The sequence below is a fragment of the Streptosporangium brasiliense genome (assembly GCF_030811595.1).
In the GTDB taxonomy this organism is placed as follows: domain Bacteria; phylum Actinomycetota; class Actinomycetes; order Streptosporangiales; family Streptosporangiaceae; genus Streptosporangium; species Streptosporangium brasiliense.
The window spans coordinates 3,737,473-3,754,488 of sequence record NZ_JAUSRB010000002.1; the positions used below are offsets into that span (position 1 = coordinate 3,737,473).

Below are 17,016 nucleotides of genomic sequence, written 5' to 3' on the forward strand. Positions count from 1 at the left end.
GTGCCCTCGGATCCGCTCGCCCATCTCTCCGCCACCGAAGGGGGGTTCCTGCCGCATCTCACTCCTGGCTTTTCAGGTAATCTGACGATACCTGGTGCACAACTGACCCTGTGGTGAGGACATGGCCATTCGGCTGGAGAAGCGGGCGGACACCGACGGCTCGTTCTTGCTCATCCCGGTCGGCGACCTCGATCGCGACGCGGCGGAGGCGCTGTCCACCGCGGTGGGGGAATGTCTCGCCCACCCGCCCGGCAGACTGGTGATCCAGATGACACACGTGCAGTTCTGCGACTCGTCGGGGATCGTCGCCCTGCTCGACGCCCACGCCGAAGCGGCGGGGCGGGGCACCGAGCTGGTCCTCGCCGACGTCAGCGAGCACCTGCGGGCGCTCTTCCGGATCTCCGCCCTCGACCAGGTCGTCCGGATTGTCGAAGAATCTCGTGGCTGAGGCGGCCCAGGAGGGCGTACGGGCGGCCCCGGAGGGCACGCAGGCGGCGGAGGAGGGCCCCCGAGCCGCCGCGGATGGCGCGCAGGTGACCCTGGACGGCGCGCGGGCGACCGCGGACGGGGCGCAGGTCGCACTGGACGGCGCGCGGGCGGCCTCGGACGGCGTGCACATGACCCTGGACGGCGCGCAGGTCGCGCCGGACGGCGCGCGGGCGGCCGCGGACGGGAAGGTGTCCTTCCCGATCGTCGGCGATCTCGCCGGGCTCCGGCGGCTGGCCCGCCGGTTCCTGGAGCCGGAGGCGTTCGACGAGCTGCGGGAGATGAACTTCATCCTCGCCATCAGCGAGGCCGCCAACAACGTGCTCGACCACGCCGGCACCGCGGGCACCGTCACCCTGCTGCGTGCCGCCGACCGGATCGTGGCGGAGATCAGTGACCGGGCGGGGCTGCTCACCGACGCCGAGGCCGGCACGACCGCGCCCCCGGTCGGGTCCCGCCGCGGCTACGGGCTCTGGCTGATGCGTCAGATGTGCGACAAGGTGGAGATCCTGCACGGTCCGGCCGGATCCACCGTCCGGCTCACCGTCCTGCGCGCCTGAGGTCCGGCTACGGCTCGGCCAGCGGATCCTGCCGCAGGCTGATGCGCCTGGCCCACCTGCCGATCTGCGCTCCGTCGAACTGCTGGACCCCGGGGAGCTGCAGCAGGGCCGCCCGCAGGGCCTCCTCCACCTCCTCGACCGGCCTGCCGCCGTGCCCGGCGCCGATCCGCCCCACCACCTGGGTGGTCCGGGCGTCGAGACGTGGCTCCCTGCCCGCGGCGGTGTGCGCGGCCACCTCGCGCAGGGCGGCGTTGTCCATGGTGATACGGACGCGAGACATCCTCGGTTCCCCCCGGAGACCATAGGTTCCACGGGACCGGTCCCGATGCCCGTTTCTCGCTGGATCAGCAGTGGCATACGTCCTGGCCTGCCAGAACGTGACTCCGGTCCCGGAGGGAGTGTCCCACGGCCCCGCATGATCCGGTGGCAGGACGCGCCGGCGGAGCTCATCGGGCCGGACGCGAGGTGAAGGCGTGGGCCCCTTCCGCCCAGGTCCGGTCGAGGTCGGAGCCGTCGGGGTAGCGGCCGTCGAGCTCCAGGATCACCATCCCGTGGGCGAAGGACCACAGCGCCTGGGCCAGGTACGGCTCGCCGGCGGCCAGGAAGAAGGGGGTGCCCGCCCACTCCTCCAGGCCGGGGGCGAGCCGCTGCCGGGGGAGCGGTCCCGAGGTCGCCAGGCGGTAGAGGTTGGGATGGGCCAGGGCGGTGCGCCGGTAGGCGCGGAGCACCGCGTCGACCGGCTCCCCTCGGGGCGCCGAGCCGAGGGCCGCCTGGAGCGCCGCGTAGAGGGCCGTCCCTATCTCGGCGAACCCCCGCTCCATGAGCGCGGCCTCGACGGCGGCCTTGTCGGGCAGGTGCTTGTAGAGCGACGGGGCCCGGATGCCGAGCCGGTCGGCCAGGGCGCGCATGGTGAGGGCGTCGCGTCCCTCCTCCTCCAGCAGCTCTCGGGCGACCGTGACGATCTCCGCCGCCCGGGGGGTGAGGGGGGTCAGTTCCGGCTGGGTGCTCATCAGGGCATCTTCTCAGCGCGGGCCTTCAGCGCCGTGTTCATCGCCGCGAAGTTGTCGGCCACCTCCAGGGCGCCGCCGGCCAGCGGCACGAGCGCGCCGGTGAACGTCTCGCCCTGCGTCAGCCGGCTGCGTCCGGCGCCGAGGTCCTCGATGCGGAAGTAGTGCTCGCCGTCCACGATCCCCGGCACCCCGAACCGGCCGATCCAGCGCAGCTCCCGCCCGGGGGTGGCGGCCAGGACCGTGGGGCTGAAAGTGGTGATCTCGCCCTGGTCGGAGAGCTGGTTGGTGAGCACCGCGCCGACACGTGCCTGTCCCTCCGCGCTCACGATGAACGGGTTCCACTGCGGATAGGAGCCGAAGTCGGTCAGCACCTGCCACACCCGCTCCGGCGAAGCGTTGATCTCGATCTCGGTGCGGATCTTGTGGGGGGCCGCGAGCGTCCAGGCGTACAGGCCCGCGGGGACGGCGACGAGCAGGGCGACGGCGATGAGCAGGATCTTCTTGAGCACTTGTTCCTCCGTGGCTAACTTTGTTAGCCACGACTTTAGGCTAACAAAGTTAGCCACGCAAGTGCTGGCGTGGAGAGTCCGCCGCGCCCGCCTCGTCCCTCGATCCGACACTTGGTCCGATCGCTCACCGGAGTGTGCGCCGTCACGTCCCCGGGCGCCTGCGAGGGCGACGGGATCGCCATCTAGGTTGTATTCCTAACTAGCTTGTTCTACCGTCTAGGTAGCACAGCACCGATGGAGGTCCCCCGTGTCGTTCACCCCTCTGTCGTTCGTCCTGACGGCCGTCCTGATCGGCTATCTGGCCGTCGTCAGCCCCCTGCTCGGCAAGCGCACCTACGACAGACTGGCCCGGACCCGCGACCAGGACCCCACGGTCTACCGCCGGATGTTCACGCTCTGGAGTGCCGAGCTGTGGGCGCTGGCCGCCGTGGCGCTGCTCATCGTCGCCGTGGAGCCGGGTCTCGACGCCGCGGGCGTCGGCCTGGCGATCAAGGAGCCGCTGGACGACACCCTCGGTACGGTCGCCGGCTTCCTGGTCGCCGCCACGGCCGGAGTGCTCGTCCTCAGGTGGCTGGCCGCCAAGGGCAGGCCCGTCCCCGGTCAGCAGGCCTTCCACCACCTGCTGCCGCGAACCCCGGCCGAGCGCTGGTACGCCGCCGGCCTGTCGGTGACCGCCGGCGTCACCGAGGAGATCGTCTACCGGGGCCTGCTCATCGCGGTCGGCACGCACGCGTTCGGCCTGAGCGAGGGGGGCGCGGCCTTCGGCGCGCTGGCGGTGTTCGTCCTCGGCCACCTCTACCAGGGCTGGCGCGGCATGCTCATGGTCACCCTGATCGGATTTAGCCTGACCTCGCTCTACCTGAGGACCGACAGCCTGCTCCTGCCGATCCTGCTGCACGCGCTGATCGACCTCCGCGGCCTGGTGCTCACCCCGCGGCCGCGACGCGAGCTAGTCGGGCATGCGGTCTAGGTAGGATCGCTACCATGACGAGCGATCGACGAGCGAGCTGGCTCAAAGGCGTGCTCGACCTGCTGGTTCTCGCCAGCCTGACGGCCGGCGAGAACTATGGCTACGAGATCGCCAAAGACCTCGCCGAGTCGGGCCTCGGTCAGATCAAGGGCGGCACCCTCTATCCGGTGCTCAACCGGTTGGAGGAGGCGGGGCTGGTCACCGCCGAGTTCCGGGTGACCGAGCGCGGGCCCGGCCGCCGCTACTACCGGCTCACCGACCAGGGCAGGCAGACGCTTGCCGAGCAGGGCGGGCTCTGGCTGGGCTTCGACGAGTCGGTGCGCGCCGTACTGGCCAGGGGCCGCGCCGAGGCTCTTCAGCCCGCGGGTTCACAGGGGGAGGAGCCCCGATGAGCGGCCATGTCGACGAGGCCACCGGGAGCGGCCGTCCCGGGGAGGCGGGCGGCGGCTACTTCGGCGAGCTCGCCGTGCTGCTGGCCGAGGCGGGCACACCGGCCGACCGGGTCAGGGCCACGCTCGACGACCTCGCCGGCTACCTCGCCGAGAGCGGCGGCGCCCCCGAGGAGGAGTTCGGCCCGGTGGCCGAGCTGGCCCGGGAGCTGGCCGTCCCCCCGGCCCCGCCCGCCGGGCCCGCCGCGGGCGCCCGCACCTGGCGCTGGACCGCCGACCTGTTCCACGACGTCAAGATGCTCAACGAGTACGGCGCGCAGGGCTGGGAGGTCGACAGGGTCGACGCGAAGGGCCTGTTCGTCAGCGTCCGCGACCCCGAGCACCCCCAGCAGTGGGAATACCGGAGAGAGCTGGTCCCGCCCGGCCGCCGGCAGAGCCTGCTCGACCTGCTCGCCCCCGACGGCTGGGAGCCGTGCGGCACGTGGGTGCGTTTCGAGTATTTCAAGCGGCCCAAGGCCGCCAGTGTGGGACCGGCCGCCGAGCTGGCCGCGCCGCCGCAGGCTCCCGGACGCAGCCTCTTCTTCAGCCCGAAGTTCTACGCCCTCGTCGCCGCCACGCTGGTGCTGGCGGCGGTGGCCCTGGTGTCGCTGCTGCGCTCCGCCGGAGAGGAGCTCACCGGATCCGAGGGCGGCCTCGACACCGTCCTGGGTCTGCTCACCGGGGCGGCCGTGGGCGCGCTGGTCCCGATGGTCCTGTTGTGGCTGGCCGCTCGGCGGCGTGACCGGAGGCGCTGAGCCTGGCGAGGGCATCCGGCGCGGCTCCCGCTTGCGGATGAACATCGAAGATGTTCGAATGAACGTGAAATGTTTGCGGAACGGCTGAGCATGGCCGCCGCCCCTCCAGGCTCGGTACGGCCGGGGCGCCGGACCCCGCACCCGCCGCCCGCTCGTACCGGACCGACCTGGGAGAAACCGTGACCGCCCCGCACCGGACCGACCTGGAGGAATCCGTGACCACCTGGATGCTGCTGGACTACGGCGAGGTGATCTCCCTGGCGCAGCCGGCCGAGGAGGTGGCGGCGATGGCCGCCGTCGCGGGCCAGGACCCCGAGGCCTTCCGCGACCGCTACTGGCGTCACCGGGACCTCTACGACCGCGGCCAGGACCCCCACCTCTACTGGGGGAACGTCCTCGGCCGGGAGCTGGCCGCCGCCGACCCCGTCGTGGCCGAGCTCAACGCGGCCGACGTCGCGAGTTGGTCCCACCTCAACCCCGCCAGCCTCGACATGCTCGGCGAGCTCACCGGCCGCCACCGGCTCGCGCTGCTGTCCAACGCCCCCGAGCCGCTGGCGGCGGCCATCGACCACGCCCCCTGGGCCACGATGTTCGCCCACCGCTTCTACAGCTGCCGCCTGGCCCTGGCCAAGCCCGACGCCGCCATCTTCGAGAAAGTCCTCGACGGGCTCGGCGCGGCCCCCGGCGAGGTCACCTTCCTCGACGACCGGGCCGACAACATCGACGCCGCGGCGGCACTCGGGATCAACGCCGTGCTCTATCGTGCGCAGCCGTACCCGCACGGAGGGTGAGGGCGGCCTGCGGTCCGCGTGACGCCGGAGCGCCGGGACCGTGAGGAGGACGCGCCGGCGGGGGCGGCGCGGGCGGCCGACGCCACCCCCCGCCGGGCGGCGGGGCGCCGTGCCGCCTCGGCGGATCTCCGGGGGAGGCGGGGCCCGCCGGCGCTCACCGGAAGGCCGACAGGCTCCCCTCGGAGGCCCGCCGCAGGGACTCGCTCACATCCGGGTCGATGGGGAACGCCTCGCTCAGCCGGGTCAGCTCCAGGAGGCGGGCCAGGAATCCGTGGACGCCGGCCAGCCGGAGCCAGCCGTTCTGCTCGTAGGTGCGACGCATGCTCGTCAGCAGCGCCCAGACCCCTGTGGAGTCGCAGAAACCCAGGTCCGCCGTGTCGATGATGATCCGGACGTGTCCTCGCGTCAGCAGTCCCGCGAGTGCCTCCTCAAGCTGTGGGGCCGATAATTTGTCTAGATCACCGGCGAGCGAGACCACGGAGAAATGTGGATGGTCGCTCACCGTGACGGAAAGTCGAGTCATGTTGCCCCGCTGTCTACGGCTGTTGGAGACAGCGCCCTTGTGGGGAGCCGTGCAAAGACGGAAACCACTATCACCACCGTACGCCCGTGGCTCAGGACAGTTCAACGGGTCGGCGTGAACGCCGGGGTCAGGGGACGCGGCCCGGATCAGCCGGTCCGGATCGGTGCGGGCGTCCCGGACATCCTCGATCGGCGCGTCGTAGCTGCGCCGTATCACCGCGGTGCGGGCCTCGCCCGCCGGGATCCGGCGGCCGTCGATCTCGCGGTGGGTCCCGTTGCGGAAGCCGGCGACGCCGGTCACATGTCTTCCCGGTCCTCCGTCCTGGGTGTGCCGTCCGGGGGGCCCGCCTCCGCGGCGCTCCGCGTCCGGCGCTCGCGCCTTCCCCGGGCGAGCTCGGTGCCGAGGGCGTCCAGGCTCCGCTCCCAGAACCGGCGGTAGCGCTCCAGCCAGAGGTCGACCTCCCGCAAGGGGGCGGGGTCGACGGCGTACAGGCGCCGGGTGCCCTGGGCGCGGACGGTCGCGAACCCGTTGTCGCGCAGCACGCGCAGGTGCTGTGAGACCCCCGGCTGGGAGATCCCGAACTCCTCCTGCACGACGGCGCCGATCTCGCCGGCCGACAGCTCGCCGTCGGCGAGCAGCTCCAGGATCCGGCGCCGCACCGGATCGCCGAGAACGTCGAACGCGTGCATGGCGCCATTGTATGAGCGAGAACTTATATAGTTCAATCCGGGACGGTCGGGCCCCGCGCCGGCCGGGAGGCCGGCGGGCCGCCGGGGATCCCTGGCCGGGCGGGCCGTTTGCCCCATGTCACCGGGGGCACCGGGAGACCATGGGAACCACCGATCCGGCGGTGCTCACCGTCAACGCGGGGTCGTCGAGCCTCCAGCTCCACCTCGTCCAGAACGGCCGGGTCCTGCGCACCTCGCACAGTGAGAAGAGCCCCGACCCGGCCGAGGCCGAACGGACGCTGTCGGACTTCCTCGACGCCGCGCCCGAGCACGGGCCGGTGGCGGCCGGACACCGCCTCGTGCACGGCGGCGACGCCGTACGGCGCCCGGCGGTCGTCGACGACGAGGTCCTGGCCGCGGTGCGCGAGTGCGCCGACCTCGCCCCGCTGCACGTGCCGCCCGCGCTCGCGCTCGTCGAGATCTGCCGGCGGCGGCTGCCGGGGATCCCGCACGTGCTCTGCCCGGACACCGCCTTCCACGCCGACCTGCCCGAGCCGGCCGCCACCTACCCGCTGCCGCCGGAGTGGAGGAGCCGGTACGGCCTGCGGCGCTACGGCTTCCACGGGCTGTCCTACGCCTGGACCCTGGGCCGGGCGTCGCGGCTGCTGGGGCGGCCCGCCGAGACCTTGCACCTGGTGCTCACCCATCTCGGCGGGGGCTCCTCGGTGTGCGCGGTCCGGCAGGGCCGCAGCGTGGACACCTCCATGGGGTTCACGCCGCTTGAGGGCGTCCCGATGAGCAAGCGGTCGGGCAGCGTCGATCCCGGCATGCTGCTGTGGCTGCTGTCGGGCTCCCGGCTCTCCCTCGAAGAGCTGCGTGAGGGGCTGGAACACCGCTCCGGGCTGCTCGGGCTCTCGGACGGCAGGTCCGGTGACACGAGAGACCTGGTGAACGCCGGGGACCACGCCTCCGCCCTGGCCCTGGAGGTGTTCGCCCACCGGGTGGCCCGCGAGATCGCCGCCGCCGCGACGAGCCTGGGCCGGCTCGACGCGCTGGTGTTCACCGGGGAGATCGGCTGGGACCAGCCGGAGGTCCGCGAGGCCGTCTGCCGCAGGCTCGGGCTCCTCGGCGTCGAGCCGCCCGTCCGGGCCGACCTGGACGCCGACGGGGCGGTGAGCGCGCGGGGGGCCGCGGTGCCCGTGCTGGTGGTGCGGCCGCGCGAGGAGCTGCAGCTCGCCCGCGACACCCTCGGTGCGCTCGGCGACGCCCGGTAGGCGGCGCCCGCCGCGCATATATCCCGGTAACCGGGTACGGAAATCCGTACAGGAGGTGAGATCGTGACACGTGACCTCGTGAACGGAGCCGCCGGCGGCGTGCTCGCCACCGCGGTGATGAGCGCGGTGATGCTCGCCGGAGACCGGGCCGGCCTGATGCCGGACCAGCCGCCCAAACGGATCGCCCGCGCCTTCCTGCCCGGCCACAGGCACCGGCCCAAGCGGGGTGAGGGGGCGCTGGGCGCGATCACCCACTTCGGCTTCGGCGCGGCCTGCGGTGCCCTGTACGCCCTGACCTGCGGGCGGCGGCGCCCGCCGGTCGCCCTCGGCGTCGCCTACGGGCTGGCCATCTGGCTCGTCAGCTACCAGGGGTGGGTGCCGCGCCTGGGCATTCTGCCGCCGATCTCCGGTGACAGGCCGGGGCGCCCGGCGGTCATGGCCGCCGGCCACGCGGTCTACGGCGCCGTGCTCGCCCTTGTGGTGAACGGTCTCGGCACCGCCGGTGACGGCCGGTGACCGGAGATCGGGGATCGGCCCGGCGGCTCTCCGCCGGGGCCCGTACAGGATCGCGGGGCCCGCCGGGCGGAGGGCCGGGCCGGGGCGGGACAGGAGGGGGGAGGCCGCCCCAGCGGATGGCGCTCGTGGCGACGGCGGGACTCCTTCCTGTGACGCGGCCCGCGGGGCCGCGAGCGGTCGTGCCGCCGTGTTCTACATGATGGGCGTCGCGAGGTTTCCACCCGCCGGGTGCAGGCGTCCGCCGTGCTCGTCGTGGTGGTCGGCGTCGGCGTCGTCGAACCACACTCCGCCGTCGGCGAGGTAGCGGAAGCGGATGGGCTGCTGCGACGGGACGGTGAGGCTCACCTGGTAGGTGCCGTTGTCCTTGCGCTGCATCGGGTGGGCGTAGGGGTCCCAGTCGTTGAAGTCCCCGACCAGCGAGATCCCGCCCAGGGGCTGATCGGCCGGCACGGTGAAGGTGAGCTTGACCTGGCCGTTCTTGGTGGGTTTACCGCGTTTGATCATCGAAGTTCTCCTGACGCACTGTCTCCATAGGTGGCCTGCCGTGATCGTGGTGACGACGAGACGCGAAGGTCACGTCTGCTCCCCGAGCGCGCGTCCTCCCGGACGGGCACGATCGGGAGGCCGGTGCCCAGTCACGGTCAAGCCGGTACGATCCACATGGATCGTTACCGCCAGTGACAAGACGACAACACGGTGTGCGAACTTTTGGGGTGGATAACGACTGACTTTGACTGGATCGTGGCGGTGCCGTGCCGTCCCCGGACGCACCGGAGGCCGGGGAGCCCGCGCGGTCGACCCGCGCTCCGGTGAAGGATGTCCGTATGGACATACGGCCTATCTCGCCGCCGCTGCTGGTCGAGGAGCTCGCCGGCCGGATCGCCTCGGCCCCTCCGGACTCATGGGTGCGGGTGGCGCTCGACGGTGCTCCGGCGGCGCGGCCCGAGTGGCTCGGGGACGCGCTGGTGGATCCGCTCCGCCTCCGTGGTCGCGAGGTCCTCCGGGTGTCCTCCGGTGACTTCCTGCGTCCGGCGTCACTGCGCCTGGAGTACGGCCGGACCGACCCGGACGCCTTCTACGGTGACTGGCTCGACCACGGAGCCCTGGTCCGAGAGGTGCTCGGCCCGCTCGATCCCGGCCGCTCGGGGAAGGTCCTGCCCACGCTCTGGGACAGCGCCGCCGACCGGGCCACCCGCGCCTCCTACGTCACCGTGCCGCGGGGCGGGGTGCTCCTGCTGGACGGTGCCCTGCTGCTGGGCCGGGGGCTGCCGTTCGACCTGGCCGTGCACCTGTGGCTCTCACCGGGCGCGCTCGCCCGGCGGACCGCCCCGGAATGGCGGTGGACACTGCCCGCCTACGCGCGCTACGAGCGGGAGGTCGGGCCGGGCGGTGTCGCCGACGTCGTCGTCCGCGTCGACGACCCGCGGCATCCGGCGATCGTCAGGCGCCCGTGAGACCGGCCGGGCAGGAGCGGTCCGGCCGGGAGCCGGTCCGGTCGGAGGCGTGTGCCGTCGCCCGGTACGCGGGCGGGCCGCGTCCCCCCGGAACGCGGCCCGCACTCACCTGCCTGCTTCCCGGTCGGTCCCCGGGCCACCCGCCCGCCGGCTAGACCCCGGCGCGCGAGGGCATCCTGGTCTCGCCGTAGGTCTCCTCGAGCGTCTCCCCGCCCACCGCCCGGGTGTCGGTGGCGTGCGTCTCCTCGATCCGCAGCGCGATGCCCAGCGCGAAGAAGGTCGGTGCCCACTGGCCGATGAAGATCCCCCACCGGTCCGCCCGGTCCAGGCCGGCACTCTCGACTTCCCTGGAGGTCAGCCACGTCGCGAAGGACAGGCCGATCGACGCGAGGCCGGCCGTGTACATCATGCCCGACCGGACGCCCATCTTGTGAAGCATGCTGATCATTTCATCCCCCCTGATGATGGTTCGTTCCTATCGTTACCCCTTGGTGTTGTGTGTAACCGAATGTCGTAAAAGCAGGCCGCCGTCTCACCTCGGACCGGCGGCAGGACGGGCCCGGGTACGCGGCCCGGACCCGTGGGGGCGCGGCCCCGGCCCTCCGGCCCGGGGTCTACGTGGCCGTGCCGCCGGCCTGTTTCAGCAGACCCTCGCGCCGGCCCTCCAGCTCGTCGGCCAGGCCCTCCTGCTCGTCGGCCATGTTGATCATCGCCGACCGCTCGGCGGCGTCCGTCGGACCGATCTCGCCGACCTGTCTGCGCAGCTCGGCGGCCTCGGCGCGCAGCCTCGCTATCTCCTCTTCGACCTGGTGGAGTTCGTCTTGAATGCTCATCCGGTGTCCATACCCCGGCAGTGGGCCCCGACTCCAGAAGCGCCGGTCCCCGGCCGCTCCGCCCCGCCGCAAGCGCCGGTTCCCGGCCGCTACTCCGCCCGATGTAGGCCGACGGCCTTCCGGTGGAGGATGGCCGGCCGGCGTCCGTGCCGGAGGCTTGGAGCCATGCGTGCTCATCAACGGTCCGGTTACGCCGTCGCGGCGCTGCTGCTCGCCGGCAGCGCCGTCCATCTGGCCGTCTACGCCGTCGACGGCGGCGGCTGGACGGGGCCTGTCTCGTGGCGCAAGCCGATCCTGTTCGGGTTCTCCTTCGGGGTGACGCTGGCCGCGCTGGTCTGGGTCACCGGCAGACTCCGGCCCGTCCCCCGCAGGGCCGGGGCGCTGCTCGGCGTGCTCGCCGCGGCCAGCTTCGCCGAGGTCGCGCTGATCTCCCTCCAGCGCTGGCGCGGCGTGCCCTCCCACCTGAACTTCACCACCCCGGCCGACACGGCGGTCTCCGCCGCCCTCGCCGGATTCGCGATCGTGGGCCTGATCCCGCCGATCCTCGTCATCGCCGTCCTCGCCTTCCGCGGTCTGGACGCGCCGCCGAGCATGCGCCTGGCGATCCGCGCGGGCCTGGCCGTCCTGCTGCTCAGCCTGCTGTCCGGCGCGGCGCTGATCGCCAACGGAAGGGCCATCGGGCTGCCGCCCCAGGCGACCGACCTGTCCGTCTTCGGCGCGGCGGGACAGCTCAAGGTGCCGCACGCGGTCACCCTGCACGCCCTTCAGGTGCTGCCCGTGCTCGCCGCGCTGCTGGCGCGGACCGCCTGGACGGAACAGGTCCGGACCCGGCTGGTCGCCCTGGCCACGGCCGGGTACGGCGGGCTCGTCGCGGTGAGCGTGCTCCAGGCCGCGCGGGGGCTCGCGCCGGCCGACCTCACCGTGACCTCCGGGGCTCTCCTGGCGGTGAGCGCCGCGGCGCTCGCGGTCGCGGGGGCGGCGGCGCTGGCGGGGCTGAGGCCGGGGGCGCGCCGGCCCGGGGCCGACGGCGCCCCGGCCCGGTGGGGAACGCGCCTCAGTCCGTGACGGAGGCGGTGAGCCGGGCGAGTGCGCCGATCTCCAGCGCCGCCCACACGGCCCCGTCCGGCCCGACCGCGATGCCGTGCGGCTCCGACGCCGGGGTCGGCAGGTCGTACCCGTCGATCCGGCCGTCGGCGGTGATCCGCCCGATGCGGTTGGCGCCCCACTCGGTGAACCAGCAGTCGCCGTGCCGGTCGACGGCGACGGCGTGGGGGCGCGCCCCGCGGTCGGGGAGCGGGAACTCGTCGATCCGCCCGTCCGGCCCGATCCGCCCGATCTGGCCGGCGCCGATCTCGACGAACCACATCGTGCCGCCGGCTCCGGCGGCGATGCCCACGGGGGCGGCGCCGGCGGTCGGCAGCGGGTGGACCGTGACGCCGCCGTCCATGCCGATCCGGCCGATCGCGTCCGCCTGGTTCATCGTGAACCACATCGCGCCGTCGGCTCCGGCCGCGATCGCGGACGGGAACGCCCCGGAGACCGGGAGCGGGAACTCCGTGACCGCCCCGTCGGTGGTGATCCGGCCGATCCGGCCGGCGTTGGTCTCGGTGAACCACATCGCGCCGTCGGTCCCCGCCGCGATCCCGAACGGCCCGGCGTCCGGCGACGGCAGTGGGTACGAGCCGATCCGCCCGTCGGTGGTGATCCGGCCGATCCGGTGGCTCTGGTACTCGGTGAACCACAGGGCGCCGTCGGGGCCGGAGGCGATGACCGTCGGCCCGCACGAGGCCGGGTCGAGCTGGTGGGAGGTGAGCTCCCCGCCGGGGGTCATCCGGCCGATCCGGCCGTGATGGACCATCGTGAACCACAGGGCTCCGTCCGGCCCGGCGGTGATCCCGTACGGCCCGGCGTCTCGGCCGGACACCTGGAGCTCCTCGACGGAGAAGGTCGAGCTGCGTGACATGGGGTTCTCCTTCGTTTTCTGGTCTTCGTCCCGGCGCCGGAGGCCGGGGCCGCCCGGGGGGATCCCGCCGGGCCGGACGGTGGGGCCGGTACGCGTCAGAGCAGGCGGCCGTCGCGCATCTCGATCTCGGTGCCGGTGAAGCGGCCGCGCAGCGCCCGGTCGTGGGAGACGACGACGAGGGCTCCCCGGTAGCCGGCGAGGGCCTCCTCCAGCTCCTCCACCAGGGTGAGTGAGAGGTGGTTGGTCGGCTCGTCGAGCAGCAGCAGGTCGGCCTCGGTGGTCAGCAGCCTGGCCAGGGCGAGCCGCCGCCGCTGGCCGACCGACAGCGCCCCGGCCGGCGTCCGGAGGTCCTCGGGCCGGAACAGGCCCATCGACAGCAGCCGCGCGCGGTGCTCCTCGGGACAGCCCGGCCGGCCCTCGGCGAACGCGGCCAGGACGCTCCGCTCCGGGCGCGTCAGGGACGACTCCTGCGGTAGGTAGCCGATCCGCCCGCAGTGCCGTACGGTGCCGCCGTCGGGGCGGAGGTCGCCGGCGAGGACGCGCAGGAAGGTGGACTTGCCCGCGCCGTTGACGCCGTGGACCAGCAGCCGCTGCCCCGGCCCGACGTCGAAGGACTCGACGGCCAGCCGCGCTCCCACCCGTACGGCCCGCAGCTCGGCGACCGGTCCGGCGGCCGTGCCGCGCCGGAACAGGCCCGTGAAGCGCAGGGGCTCCGGCGGCTGGGGCACCGGGCTGTCCCGGAGCCGGCGCAGGCGTTCCTGGGCCTGGCGGACCCGGCCGGCGACCGAGCTCTGCACCCGGCCCCCGGCGCGGTCGTAGGCCATCTTGTTGCCGTCCTTCATGGCCCGGCCGTGCGCGACGCGGTGCGCGGTGGTCGCCGCGAAGGTCTCCACCTCCTTGATCTCCTCGCACCAGTCGGCGTAGGCCTGCTCCCAGCGCCGCCGGGCCGCGGCCTGCTCGGCCAGGAACCCGCGGTAACCGCCGCCGAACCGGGTGATCCCGCCGCCTTCGACCTCCAGGATCGAGGTGACCACCCGGTCGAGGAAGAACCGGTCGTGCGACACCGCGACCACCGTGCCCCGGTGCGCCCGCAGCCGCTCCTCCAGCCAGGCCGTCGAGGCCCCGTCGAGGTGGTTGGTCGGCTCGTCGAGCAGCAGGATCTCGGGGGAGGCAGCCAGCAGGCAGGCCAGGCCGAGCCGGGCCTGCTCGCCGCCGGACAGGCTGCCCAGCGGGCGGTCGCGGCCGATGTGGCCGAGCCCGAGGCCGTGCAGCGCCTTGTCCACGCGGGCGTCCGCCTCGTAGCCGCCGCGCGCCTCGTAGGCGCTCAGCAGCTCGCCGTACTCGGCGAGCCGGTCCTCGGTGAGGTCGTCCTCCAGGGCGCGCATCCGCCGTTCCATGGCGCGCAACTCCGTGAGGGCGGCGTCGACGGCATGCCGGACGGTCTGGCCGGCGGGCAGGCCGAGGGTCTGGCCGAGGTGCCCGACCCCGCCGGCGGCGGAGACGGTGACCTCGCCGTCGTCGGCCTTCTCGACGCCGGCGATCAGCCGTAGCAGGGTGGACTTGCCCGAACCGTTCTCCCCGACGATCCCGACGCGCTCGCCGGGCCTGACGGTGAAGGAGACGTGGTCAAGAACCGGCTGCTCGCCGTACGCCTTGGAAACTCCCCGAAGGGTGAGCTGGGTGGACAGAACGGGCCTCCGAAACATGGTGTGAACAGGTCGTCGCGGTGCTCGGTGGCAGGCCCATGACTGCTGCGCTCCCTCATCTCATTCTTAATGCTACTGAGTTGTATTAAGCTGGAGTATGCCCGATGCCCCCGAACCAACGCAACTGGAGGCGGCCATGACCTCGGCCGGGAACGTACGGCCCGGCGGGCGCACCGCGCGGGTGCGCGAGGCCGTGCGCGGAGCCACCCTCGCCGAGCTGGCGGAGAAGGGATACGAGGGGCTGACCGTGGAGGGCGTCGCCCTGCGCGCCGGCGTGCACAAGACCACGGTCTACCGGCGCTGGGGCAGCGTGGAGGGGCTCGCCGCCGACGCCCTCGACCTGGCGGGCGGGGAGCCGTGGCCGGTCCCCGACACCGGCACGATCGAAGGGGACCTGCGGGAGCTCGCCCGCCTGGTGCTGACCGGGTTCGCCGATCCCGAGACGGGGCCGGTCTCCACCGCGTTCATCACGGCCTCCGCGCGCAACCCGGTCGTGGCCGGGGCGCTGTGCGCGTTCTTCGCCGCCCGCCACGAGCAGTCGGCGGTCATCGTCACCCGGGCGGTCGAGCGCGGCGAACTGCCCGGGGGCATCGACGCCGCCGACCTGGTCCGCACCGCCGTCGCGCCGCTGTACTACCGGCTGTTCGTCAGCGGCGAGCCGGTGGACGAGGCCGTCGCCGACCGCGCCGCCGCCGCGGCCCTGGCCGCCGCCCGCGCCGGGGTGTTCCGGCCGCCCCAGAGCCCCTGACTCCCGGCCCCCGGAGCCCGGCCCCCGGCCCCCGAGCCCGGCCCCCGACAGGGTCTTCGAATTGGCCGCGGCGGTGCGCATGATGGTCCGCCCGGTCCGGAGGTCATCGGCGCGTGGCCGGGTCAGGTCGCTCCGTCAGGTCCGCGTACACGCGCAGCAGCAGGTCGTGCAGCAGGGCGCGCTCCCGCTCGTCGAGAGGTGCCAGCACGGTGTCGCGGACGGCGGTGGCCTCGGCGGTGAGCGAGGTCAGCGCGGCGCGGCCGGCGGGGGTGACCGTCACGCGGACGCGCCTGCGGTCCGCGGGGTCGCGGGTCCGCTCGGCGTAGCCGGCCGCGGTCAGCTCGTCGATCACCTTGACCACGTCGCTGGGGTCGATGTCCAGCCGTGCGGCGAGGTCGCGCTGGACGTGCGGGCCGAAGTCCGCCAGCGCGGCTAGCACCGCCATGTGCCACAGGCGCAGGCCCCTGTCCCCGAGCTGCCCGGTGAGCCGGGTCCGCGCGGCTTTGCCCACCTTCGACAGCAGGTAGGTCGTCAGCGCGGTCAGGGTGGGCGGTGTCTCGTCCATACCCTTATTGTAGGGTCAAACCAATGATTGGTTATCACCCATGAATAGGGGGACGTGATGGACGCGCTTCACCCGCGCCTGCTGGTGGGCCGGTTCGCCGACTGCTTCCGGTTCTACGACGCGGTGCTGCCGGAGCTGATCGGGGCCAGGCGCACGCGGGGTGCCGAGAGCGGGCCGTACGCGAGCTGGGACGTCGGCGCCGAGGGCGTGCTCATGCTGTTCGACCGCGCGGCGATGGCCGCGGTGACCGGCACCGCCGGCCTGCCGGCCGAGGCGGCGGTCCAGGACCGGGCCATGCTGGTCAGCCGCGTCGGCGATGTGGACGCCGGCTTCGACCTGTGCCTGCGCCACGGCGGGCACTCGGTCGCGCCGCCCGCCGACCGCCCGGAATGGGGCCCTGGCATGCGGACCGCGCATCTACGGGACCCGGACGGCAACCTCCTCGAACTCCAGTCGTACTGAACCCGTACCGGCCCCCGGGCCCGCCCGCCCCGCCTCCGGGCCGGGCCGTCGGGGTCGGTGGGGTTATCGGGCGCGGCGGCGGCCGCCGCGGCGTGGGGGGAGGGGGGTCTGGGCGTGGAGGGTGTCGCGGCGTTGTCCGCCGTGCTGTTCGAGGTGGGTGATGACGCGGCGGAGGGTGTCGGCGAGGTGGCGGGTCTCGCCGGGGTCGAGGGGGGCGACGACGAAGGCTTCTTCGTCGTTGAAGGCGGGGAAGAGGGTTTCCATGAGGGCGCGGCCCTGAGGGGTGAGGCGTAGGAGGGCGAGGCGGCCGTCGCCGGGGTGCTGACTGCGTTGGGCGAGGCCGCGGGATTCGAGGGTTTTGATGATGCCGGTGAGGGTGCCTTTGGAGATGCCGGCCTCGGCGGCGGCGTGGCGGGTTTCGATCTCCTCCCAGATCCAGATGACCCAGAGGACGACGAAGGCGCTCCAGGTGAGGTCGGCGGTGCGGAGGGCGGAGTTCTCGAGGTGCTGGCGGACGGCGGTGGCGGCGCGGTAGAGGTTGGAGACGGCGGCGAGGGCTTCGCGGTGGACGGGGATCGGTCCGAGGCGTTGGTTGACCGCGTGTTCGGTCTCGGTGAGTGAGTAGTGCGCGGGCACTCATGCTCCTTCGGCGTCGAGCGGCGGCGGGCTCGCGCGGGAGCCCGCGGACTCGCGCGAGCCCGCGGGCCCGGCGGCACCGGGCTCCCGCGGGGACGGATCTTCGCCCCTGCTCATTTGTACACTTACGACCTGGCCCCGCGCGCCTCTACGGTCCTG

At 73.4% G+C, this 17,016-nt stretch carries 24 protein-coding genes; 12 read left to right on the top strand and 12 right to left on the bottom strand.

Annotated features, from left to right (window positions below; genetic code table 11):
- The first annotated feature begins 121 nt into the window (after nucleotides 1–121).
- Together J2S55_RS25855 and J2S55_RS25860 are read left to right on the top strand one after the other, a co-directional pair.
- Nucleotides 122–448 carry an STAS domain-containing protein gene (locus J2S55_RS25855; RefSeq protein ID WP_306865872.1) on the top strand — a complete coding sequence of 109 codons (327 nt, stop codon included), beginning with the start codon at nucleotides 122–124 and terminating at the stop codon, nucleotides 446–448.
- On the top strand, nucleotides 441–1,046 hold the full coding sequence (locus J2S55_RS25860) for an ATP-binding protein (RefSeq protein ID WP_306865874.1): 606 nt from the start codon (nucleotides 441–443) through the stop codon (nucleotides 1,044–1,046). Before J2S55_RS25855 ends, J2S55_RS25860 begins: the two co-directional genes overlap by 8 nt.
- Nucleotides 1,047–1,053: 7 nt before the next feature.
- Here J2S55_RS25860 and J2S55_RS25865 read toward each other — a convergent pair whose 3' ends face one another.
- The 3 genes from J2S55_RS25865 to J2S55_RS25875 all read right to left on the bottom strand — a co-directional run bounded on the left by J2S55_RS25865 (nucleotide 1,054) and on the right by J2S55_RS25875 (nucleotide 2,565).
- Nucleotides 1,054–1,326 (bottom strand): hypothetical protein, encoded by a 273-nt coding sequence (locus tag J2S55_RS25865; RefSeq protein ID WP_306865875.1) that lies wholly within the window; start codon nucleotides 1,324–1,326, stop codon nucleotides 1,054–1,056.
- Nucleotides 1,327–1,492: 166 nt separating this feature from the next.
- A complete protein-coding gene (locus J2S55_RS25870) occupies nucleotides 1,493–2,056 on the bottom strand; it encodes a TetR/AcrR family transcriptional regulator (RefSeq protein WP_306865877.1) in 564 nt (187 codons plus the stop codon).
- Nucleotides 2,056–2,565, bottom strand: coding sequence for an SRPBCC domain-containing protein (locus J2S55_RS25875; protein WP_306865880.1), 510 nt, complete (start codon nucleotides 2,563–2,565; stop codon nucleotides 2,056–2,058). The genes J2S55_RS25870 and J2S55_RS25875 overlap by 1 nt, the downstream gene beginning before the upstream one ends.
- A 247-nt stretch (nucleotides 2,566–2,812) precedes the next feature.
- Between J2S55_RS25875 and J2S55_RS25880 the strand changes: the two genes are divergently transcribed.
- From J2S55_RS25880 to J2S55_RS25895, 4 genes are all read left to right on the top strand, one after another.
- A complete protein-coding gene (locus J2S55_RS25880) occupies nucleotides 2,813–3,535 on the top strand; it encodes a CPBP family intramembrane glutamic endopeptidase (protein ID WP_306865882.1) in 723 nt (240 codons plus the stop codon).
- A gap of 14 nt (nucleotides 3,536–3,549) precedes the next feature.
- The gene (locus J2S55_RS25885) at nucleotides 3,550–3,927 is read left to right on the top strand and encodes a PadR family transcriptional regulator (RefSeq protein WP_306865884.1); all 378 of its coding nucleotides are present in this window, start codon (nucleotides 3,550–3,552) and stop codon (nucleotides 3,925–3,927) included.
- Nucleotides 3,924–4,718: a hypothetical protein gene (locus J2S55_RS25890; RefSeq protein ID WP_306865886.1), complete on the top strand. Its 795-nt coding sequence runs from the start codon at nucleotides 3,924–3,926 to the stop codon at nucleotides 4,716–4,718. The genes J2S55_RS25885 and J2S55_RS25890 overlap by 4 nt, the downstream gene beginning before the upstream one ends.
- A 179-nt stretch (nucleotides 4,719–4,897) precedes the next feature.
- Complete coding sequence (locus J2S55_RS25895) at nucleotides 4,898–5,509, top strand: HAD-IA family hydrolase (protein WP_306865888.1); 612 nt, start codon at nucleotides 4,898–4,900, stop codon at nucleotides 5,507–5,509.
- A gap of 154 nt (nucleotides 5,510–5,663) precedes the next feature.
- Here J2S55_RS25895 and J2S55_RS25900 read toward each other — a convergent pair whose 3' ends face one another.
- The gene (locus tag J2S55_RS25900; RefSeq protein WP_306865890.1) at nucleotides 5,664–6,332 is read right to left on the bottom strand and encodes an anti-sigma factor antagonist; all 669 of its coding nucleotides are present in this window, start codon (nucleotides 6,330–6,332) and stop codon (nucleotides 5,664–5,666) included.
- The gene (locus J2S55_RS25905; protein ID WP_306865892.1) at nucleotides 6,329–6,721 is read right to left on the bottom strand and encodes an ArsR/SmtB family transcription factor; all 393 of its coding nucleotides are present in this window, start codon (nucleotides 6,719–6,721) and stop codon (nucleotides 6,329–6,331) included. The genes J2S55_RS25900 and J2S55_RS25905 overlap by 4 nt, the downstream gene beginning before the upstream one ends.
- 140 nt (nucleotides 6,722–6,861) lie before the next feature.
- Between J2S55_RS25905 and J2S55_RS25910 the strand changes: the two genes are divergently transcribed.
- Both J2S55_RS25910 and J2S55_RS25915 read left to right on the top strand, forming a co-directional pair.
- A complete protein-coding gene (locus tag J2S55_RS25910) occupies nucleotides 6,862–7,974 on the top strand; it encodes an acetate/propionate family kinase (RefSeq protein ID WP_306865894.1) in 1,113 nt (370 codons plus the stop codon).
- 63 nt (nucleotides 7,975–8,037) lie between these two features.
- Nucleotides 8,038–8,490, top strand: a complete 453-nt coding sequence (locus J2S55_RS25915) for a DUF6789 family protein (RefSeq protein WP_306865896.1) — start codon at nucleotides 8,038–8,040, stop codon at nucleotides 8,488–8,490.
- 192 nt (nucleotides 8,491–8,682) lie between these two features.
- Here the strand turns inward: J2S55_RS25915 and J2S55_RS25920 are convergent, their stop codons facing one another.
- Nucleotides 8,683–8,994 carry an isoamylase early set domain-containing protein gene (locus J2S55_RS25920; protein ID WP_306865898.1) on the bottom strand — a complete coding sequence of 104 codons (312 nt, stop codon included), beginning with the start codon at nucleotides 8,992–8,994 and terminating at the stop codon, nucleotides 8,683–8,685.
- Between the two features lie 320 nt (nucleotides 8,995–9,314).
- Between J2S55_RS25920 and J2S55_RS25925 the strand changes: the two genes are divergently transcribed.
- The gene (locus J2S55_RS25925; protein WP_306865900.1) at nucleotides 9,315–9,944 is read left to right on the top strand and encodes a nucleoside/nucleotide kinase family protein; all 630 of its coding nucleotides are present in this window, start codon (nucleotides 9,315–9,317) and stop codon (nucleotides 9,942–9,944) included.
- A gap of 151 nt (nucleotides 9,945–10,095) precedes the next feature.
- On the opposite strand, the gene J2S55_RS25930 is transcribed toward J2S55_RS25925, so the two are convergent.
- Both J2S55_RS25930 and J2S55_RS25935 read right to left on the bottom strand, forming a co-directional pair.
- Nucleotides 10,096–10,392 (bottom strand): hypothetical protein, encoded by a 297-nt coding sequence (locus tag J2S55_RS25930; protein WP_306865902.1) that lies wholly within the window; start codon nucleotides 10,390–10,392, stop codon nucleotides 10,096–10,098.
- 166 nt (nucleotides 10,393–10,558) lie between these two features.
- On the bottom strand, nucleotides 10,559–10,777 hold the full coding sequence (locus tag J2S55_RS25935) for a hypothetical protein (protein WP_306865904.1): 219 nt from the start codon (nucleotides 10,775–10,777) through the stop codon (nucleotides 10,559–10,561).
- 165 nt (nucleotides 10,778–10,942) lie between these two features.
- Here J2S55_RS25935 and J2S55_RS25940 point away from each other — a divergent pair, with 165 nt between their 5' ends.
- On the top strand, nucleotides 10,943–11,842 hold the full coding sequence (locus J2S55_RS25940) for a hypothetical protein (RefSeq protein WP_306865906.1): 900 nt from the start codon (nucleotides 10,943–10,945) through the stop codon (nucleotides 11,840–11,842).
- Here J2S55_RS25940 and J2S55_RS25945 read toward each other — a convergent pair.
- Both J2S55_RS25945 and abc-f read right to left on the bottom strand, forming a co-directional pair.
- Entirely contained in the window at nucleotides 11,832–12,740 is a 909-nt protein-coding gene (locus J2S55_RS25945) for a Vgb family protein (RefSeq protein ID WP_306865908.1), read from the bottom strand. The genes J2S55_RS25940 and J2S55_RS25945 overlap by 11 nt on opposite strands.
- Nucleotides 12,741–12,835: 95 nt before the next feature.
- Nucleotides 12,836–14,446, bottom strand: coding sequence for a ribosomal protection-like ABC-F family protein (gene abc-f / locus J2S55_RS25950; RefSeq protein WP_306865910.1), 1,611 nt, complete (start codon nucleotides 14,444–14,446; stop codon nucleotides 12,836–12,838).
- Between the two features lie 136 nt (nucleotides 14,447–14,582).
- Between abc-f and J2S55_RS25955 the strand changes: the two genes are divergently transcribed.
- Nucleotides 14,583–15,194 (top strand): TetR/AcrR family transcriptional regulator, encoded by a 612-nt coding sequence (locus J2S55_RS25955; RefSeq protein ID WP_306865911.1) that lies wholly within the window; start codon nucleotides 14,583–14,585, stop codon nucleotides 15,192–15,194.
- 103 nt (nucleotides 15,195–15,297) lie between these two features.
- Here the strand turns inward: J2S55_RS25955 and J2S55_RS25960 are convergent, their stop codons facing one another.
- Nucleotides 15,298–15,759: a MarR family winged helix-turn-helix transcriptional regulator gene (locus J2S55_RS25960; RefSeq protein WP_306865912.1), complete on the bottom strand. Its 462-nt coding sequence runs from the start codon at nucleotides 15,757–15,759 to the stop codon at nucleotides 15,298–15,300.
- Nucleotides 15,760–15,816: 57 nt separating this feature from the next.
- On the opposite strand from J2S55_RS25960, the gene J2S55_RS25965 reads away from it, so the two are divergent.
- Nucleotides 15,817–16,221, top strand: coding sequence for a VOC family protein (locus J2S55_RS25965; RefSeq protein WP_306865913.1), 405 nt, complete (start codon nucleotides 15,817–15,819; stop codon nucleotides 16,219–16,221).
- A gap of 63 nt (nucleotides 16,222–16,284) precedes the next feature.
- Here the strand turns inward: J2S55_RS25965 and J2S55_RS25970 are convergent, their stop codons facing one another.
- Complete coding sequence (locus J2S55_RS25970) at nucleotides 16,285–16,857, bottom strand: MarR family winged helix-turn-helix transcriptional regulator (protein WP_306865914.1); 573 nt, start codon at nucleotides 16,855–16,857, stop codon at nucleotides 16,285–16,287.
- Nucleotides 16,858–17,016 lie beyond the last annotated feature (159 nt).

Excerpts from the sequence above, each read along its gene's own strand:
- J2S55_RS25855 (WP_306865872.1), top strand. The coding sequence starts at position 122 with ATGGCCATTCGGCTGGAGAAGCGGGCGGACACCGACGGCTCGTTCTTG.
- J2S55_RS25865 (WP_306865875.1), bottom strand. The coding sequence starts at position 1,326 with ATGTCTCGCGTCCGTATCACCATGGACAACGCCGCCCTGCGCGAGGTG.
- J2S55_RS25870 (WP_306865877.1), bottom strand. The coding sequence starts at position 2,056 with ATGAGCACCCAGCCGGAACTGACCCCCCTCACCCCCCGGGCGGCGGAG.
- J2S55_RS25885 (WP_306865884.1), top strand. The coding sequence starts at position 3,550 with ATGACGAGCGATCGACGAGCGAGCTGGCTCAAAGGCGTGCTCGACCTG.
- J2S55_RS25890 (WP_306865886.1), top strand. The coding sequence starts at position 3,924 with ATGAGCGGCCATGTCGACGAGGCCACCGGGAGCGGCCGTCCCGGGGAG.
- J2S55_RS25905 (WP_306865892.1), bottom strand. The coding sequence starts at position 6,721 with ATGCACGCGTTCGACGTTCTCGGCGATCCGGTGCGGCGCCGGATCCTG.
- J2S55_RS25910 (WP_306865894.1), top strand. The coding sequence starts at position 6,862 with ATGGGAACCACCGATCCGGCGGTGCTCACCGTCAACGCGGGGTCGTCG.
- J2S55_RS25920 (WP_306865898.1), bottom strand. The coding sequence starts at position 8,994 with ATGATCAAACGCGGTAAACCCACCAAGAACGGCCAGGTCAAGCTCACC.
- J2S55_RS25925 (WP_306865900.1), top strand. The coding sequence starts at position 9,315 with ATGGACATACGGCCTATCTCGCCGCCGCTGCTGGTCGAGGAGCTCGCC.
- J2S55_RS25930 (WP_306865902.1), bottom strand. The coding sequence starts at position 10,392 with ATGATCAGCATGCTTCACAAGATGGGCGTCCGGTCGGGCATGATGTAC.
- J2S55_RS25935 (WP_306865904.1), bottom strand. The coding sequence starts at position 10,777 with ATGAGCATTCAAGACGAACTCCACCAGGTCGAAGAGGAGATAGCGAGG.
- J2S55_RS25940 (WP_306865906.1), top strand. The coding sequence starts at position 10,943 with ATGCGTGCTCATCAACGGTCCGGTTACGCCGTCGCGGCGCTGCTGCTC.
- J2S55_RS25945 (WP_306865908.1), bottom strand. The coding sequence starts at position 12,740 with ATGTCACGCAGCTCGACCTTCTCCGTCGAGGAGCTCCAGGTGTCCGGC.
- abc-f (WP_306865910.1), bottom strand. The coding sequence starts at position 14,446 with ATGTTTCGGAGGCCCGTTCTGTCCACCCAGCTCACCCTTCGGGGAGTT.
- J2S55_RS25955 (WP_306865911.1), top strand. The coding sequence starts at position 14,583 with ATGACCTCGGCCGGGAACGTACGGCCCGGCGGGCGCACCGCGCGGGTG.
- J2S55_RS25960 (WP_306865912.1), bottom strand. The coding sequence starts at position 15,759 with ATGGACGAGACACCGCCCACCCTGACCGCGCTGACGACCTACCTGCTG.
- J2S55_RS25965 (WP_306865913.1), top strand. The coding sequence starts at position 15,817 with ATGGACGCGCTTCACCCGCGCCTGCTGGTGGGCCGGTTCGCCGACTGC.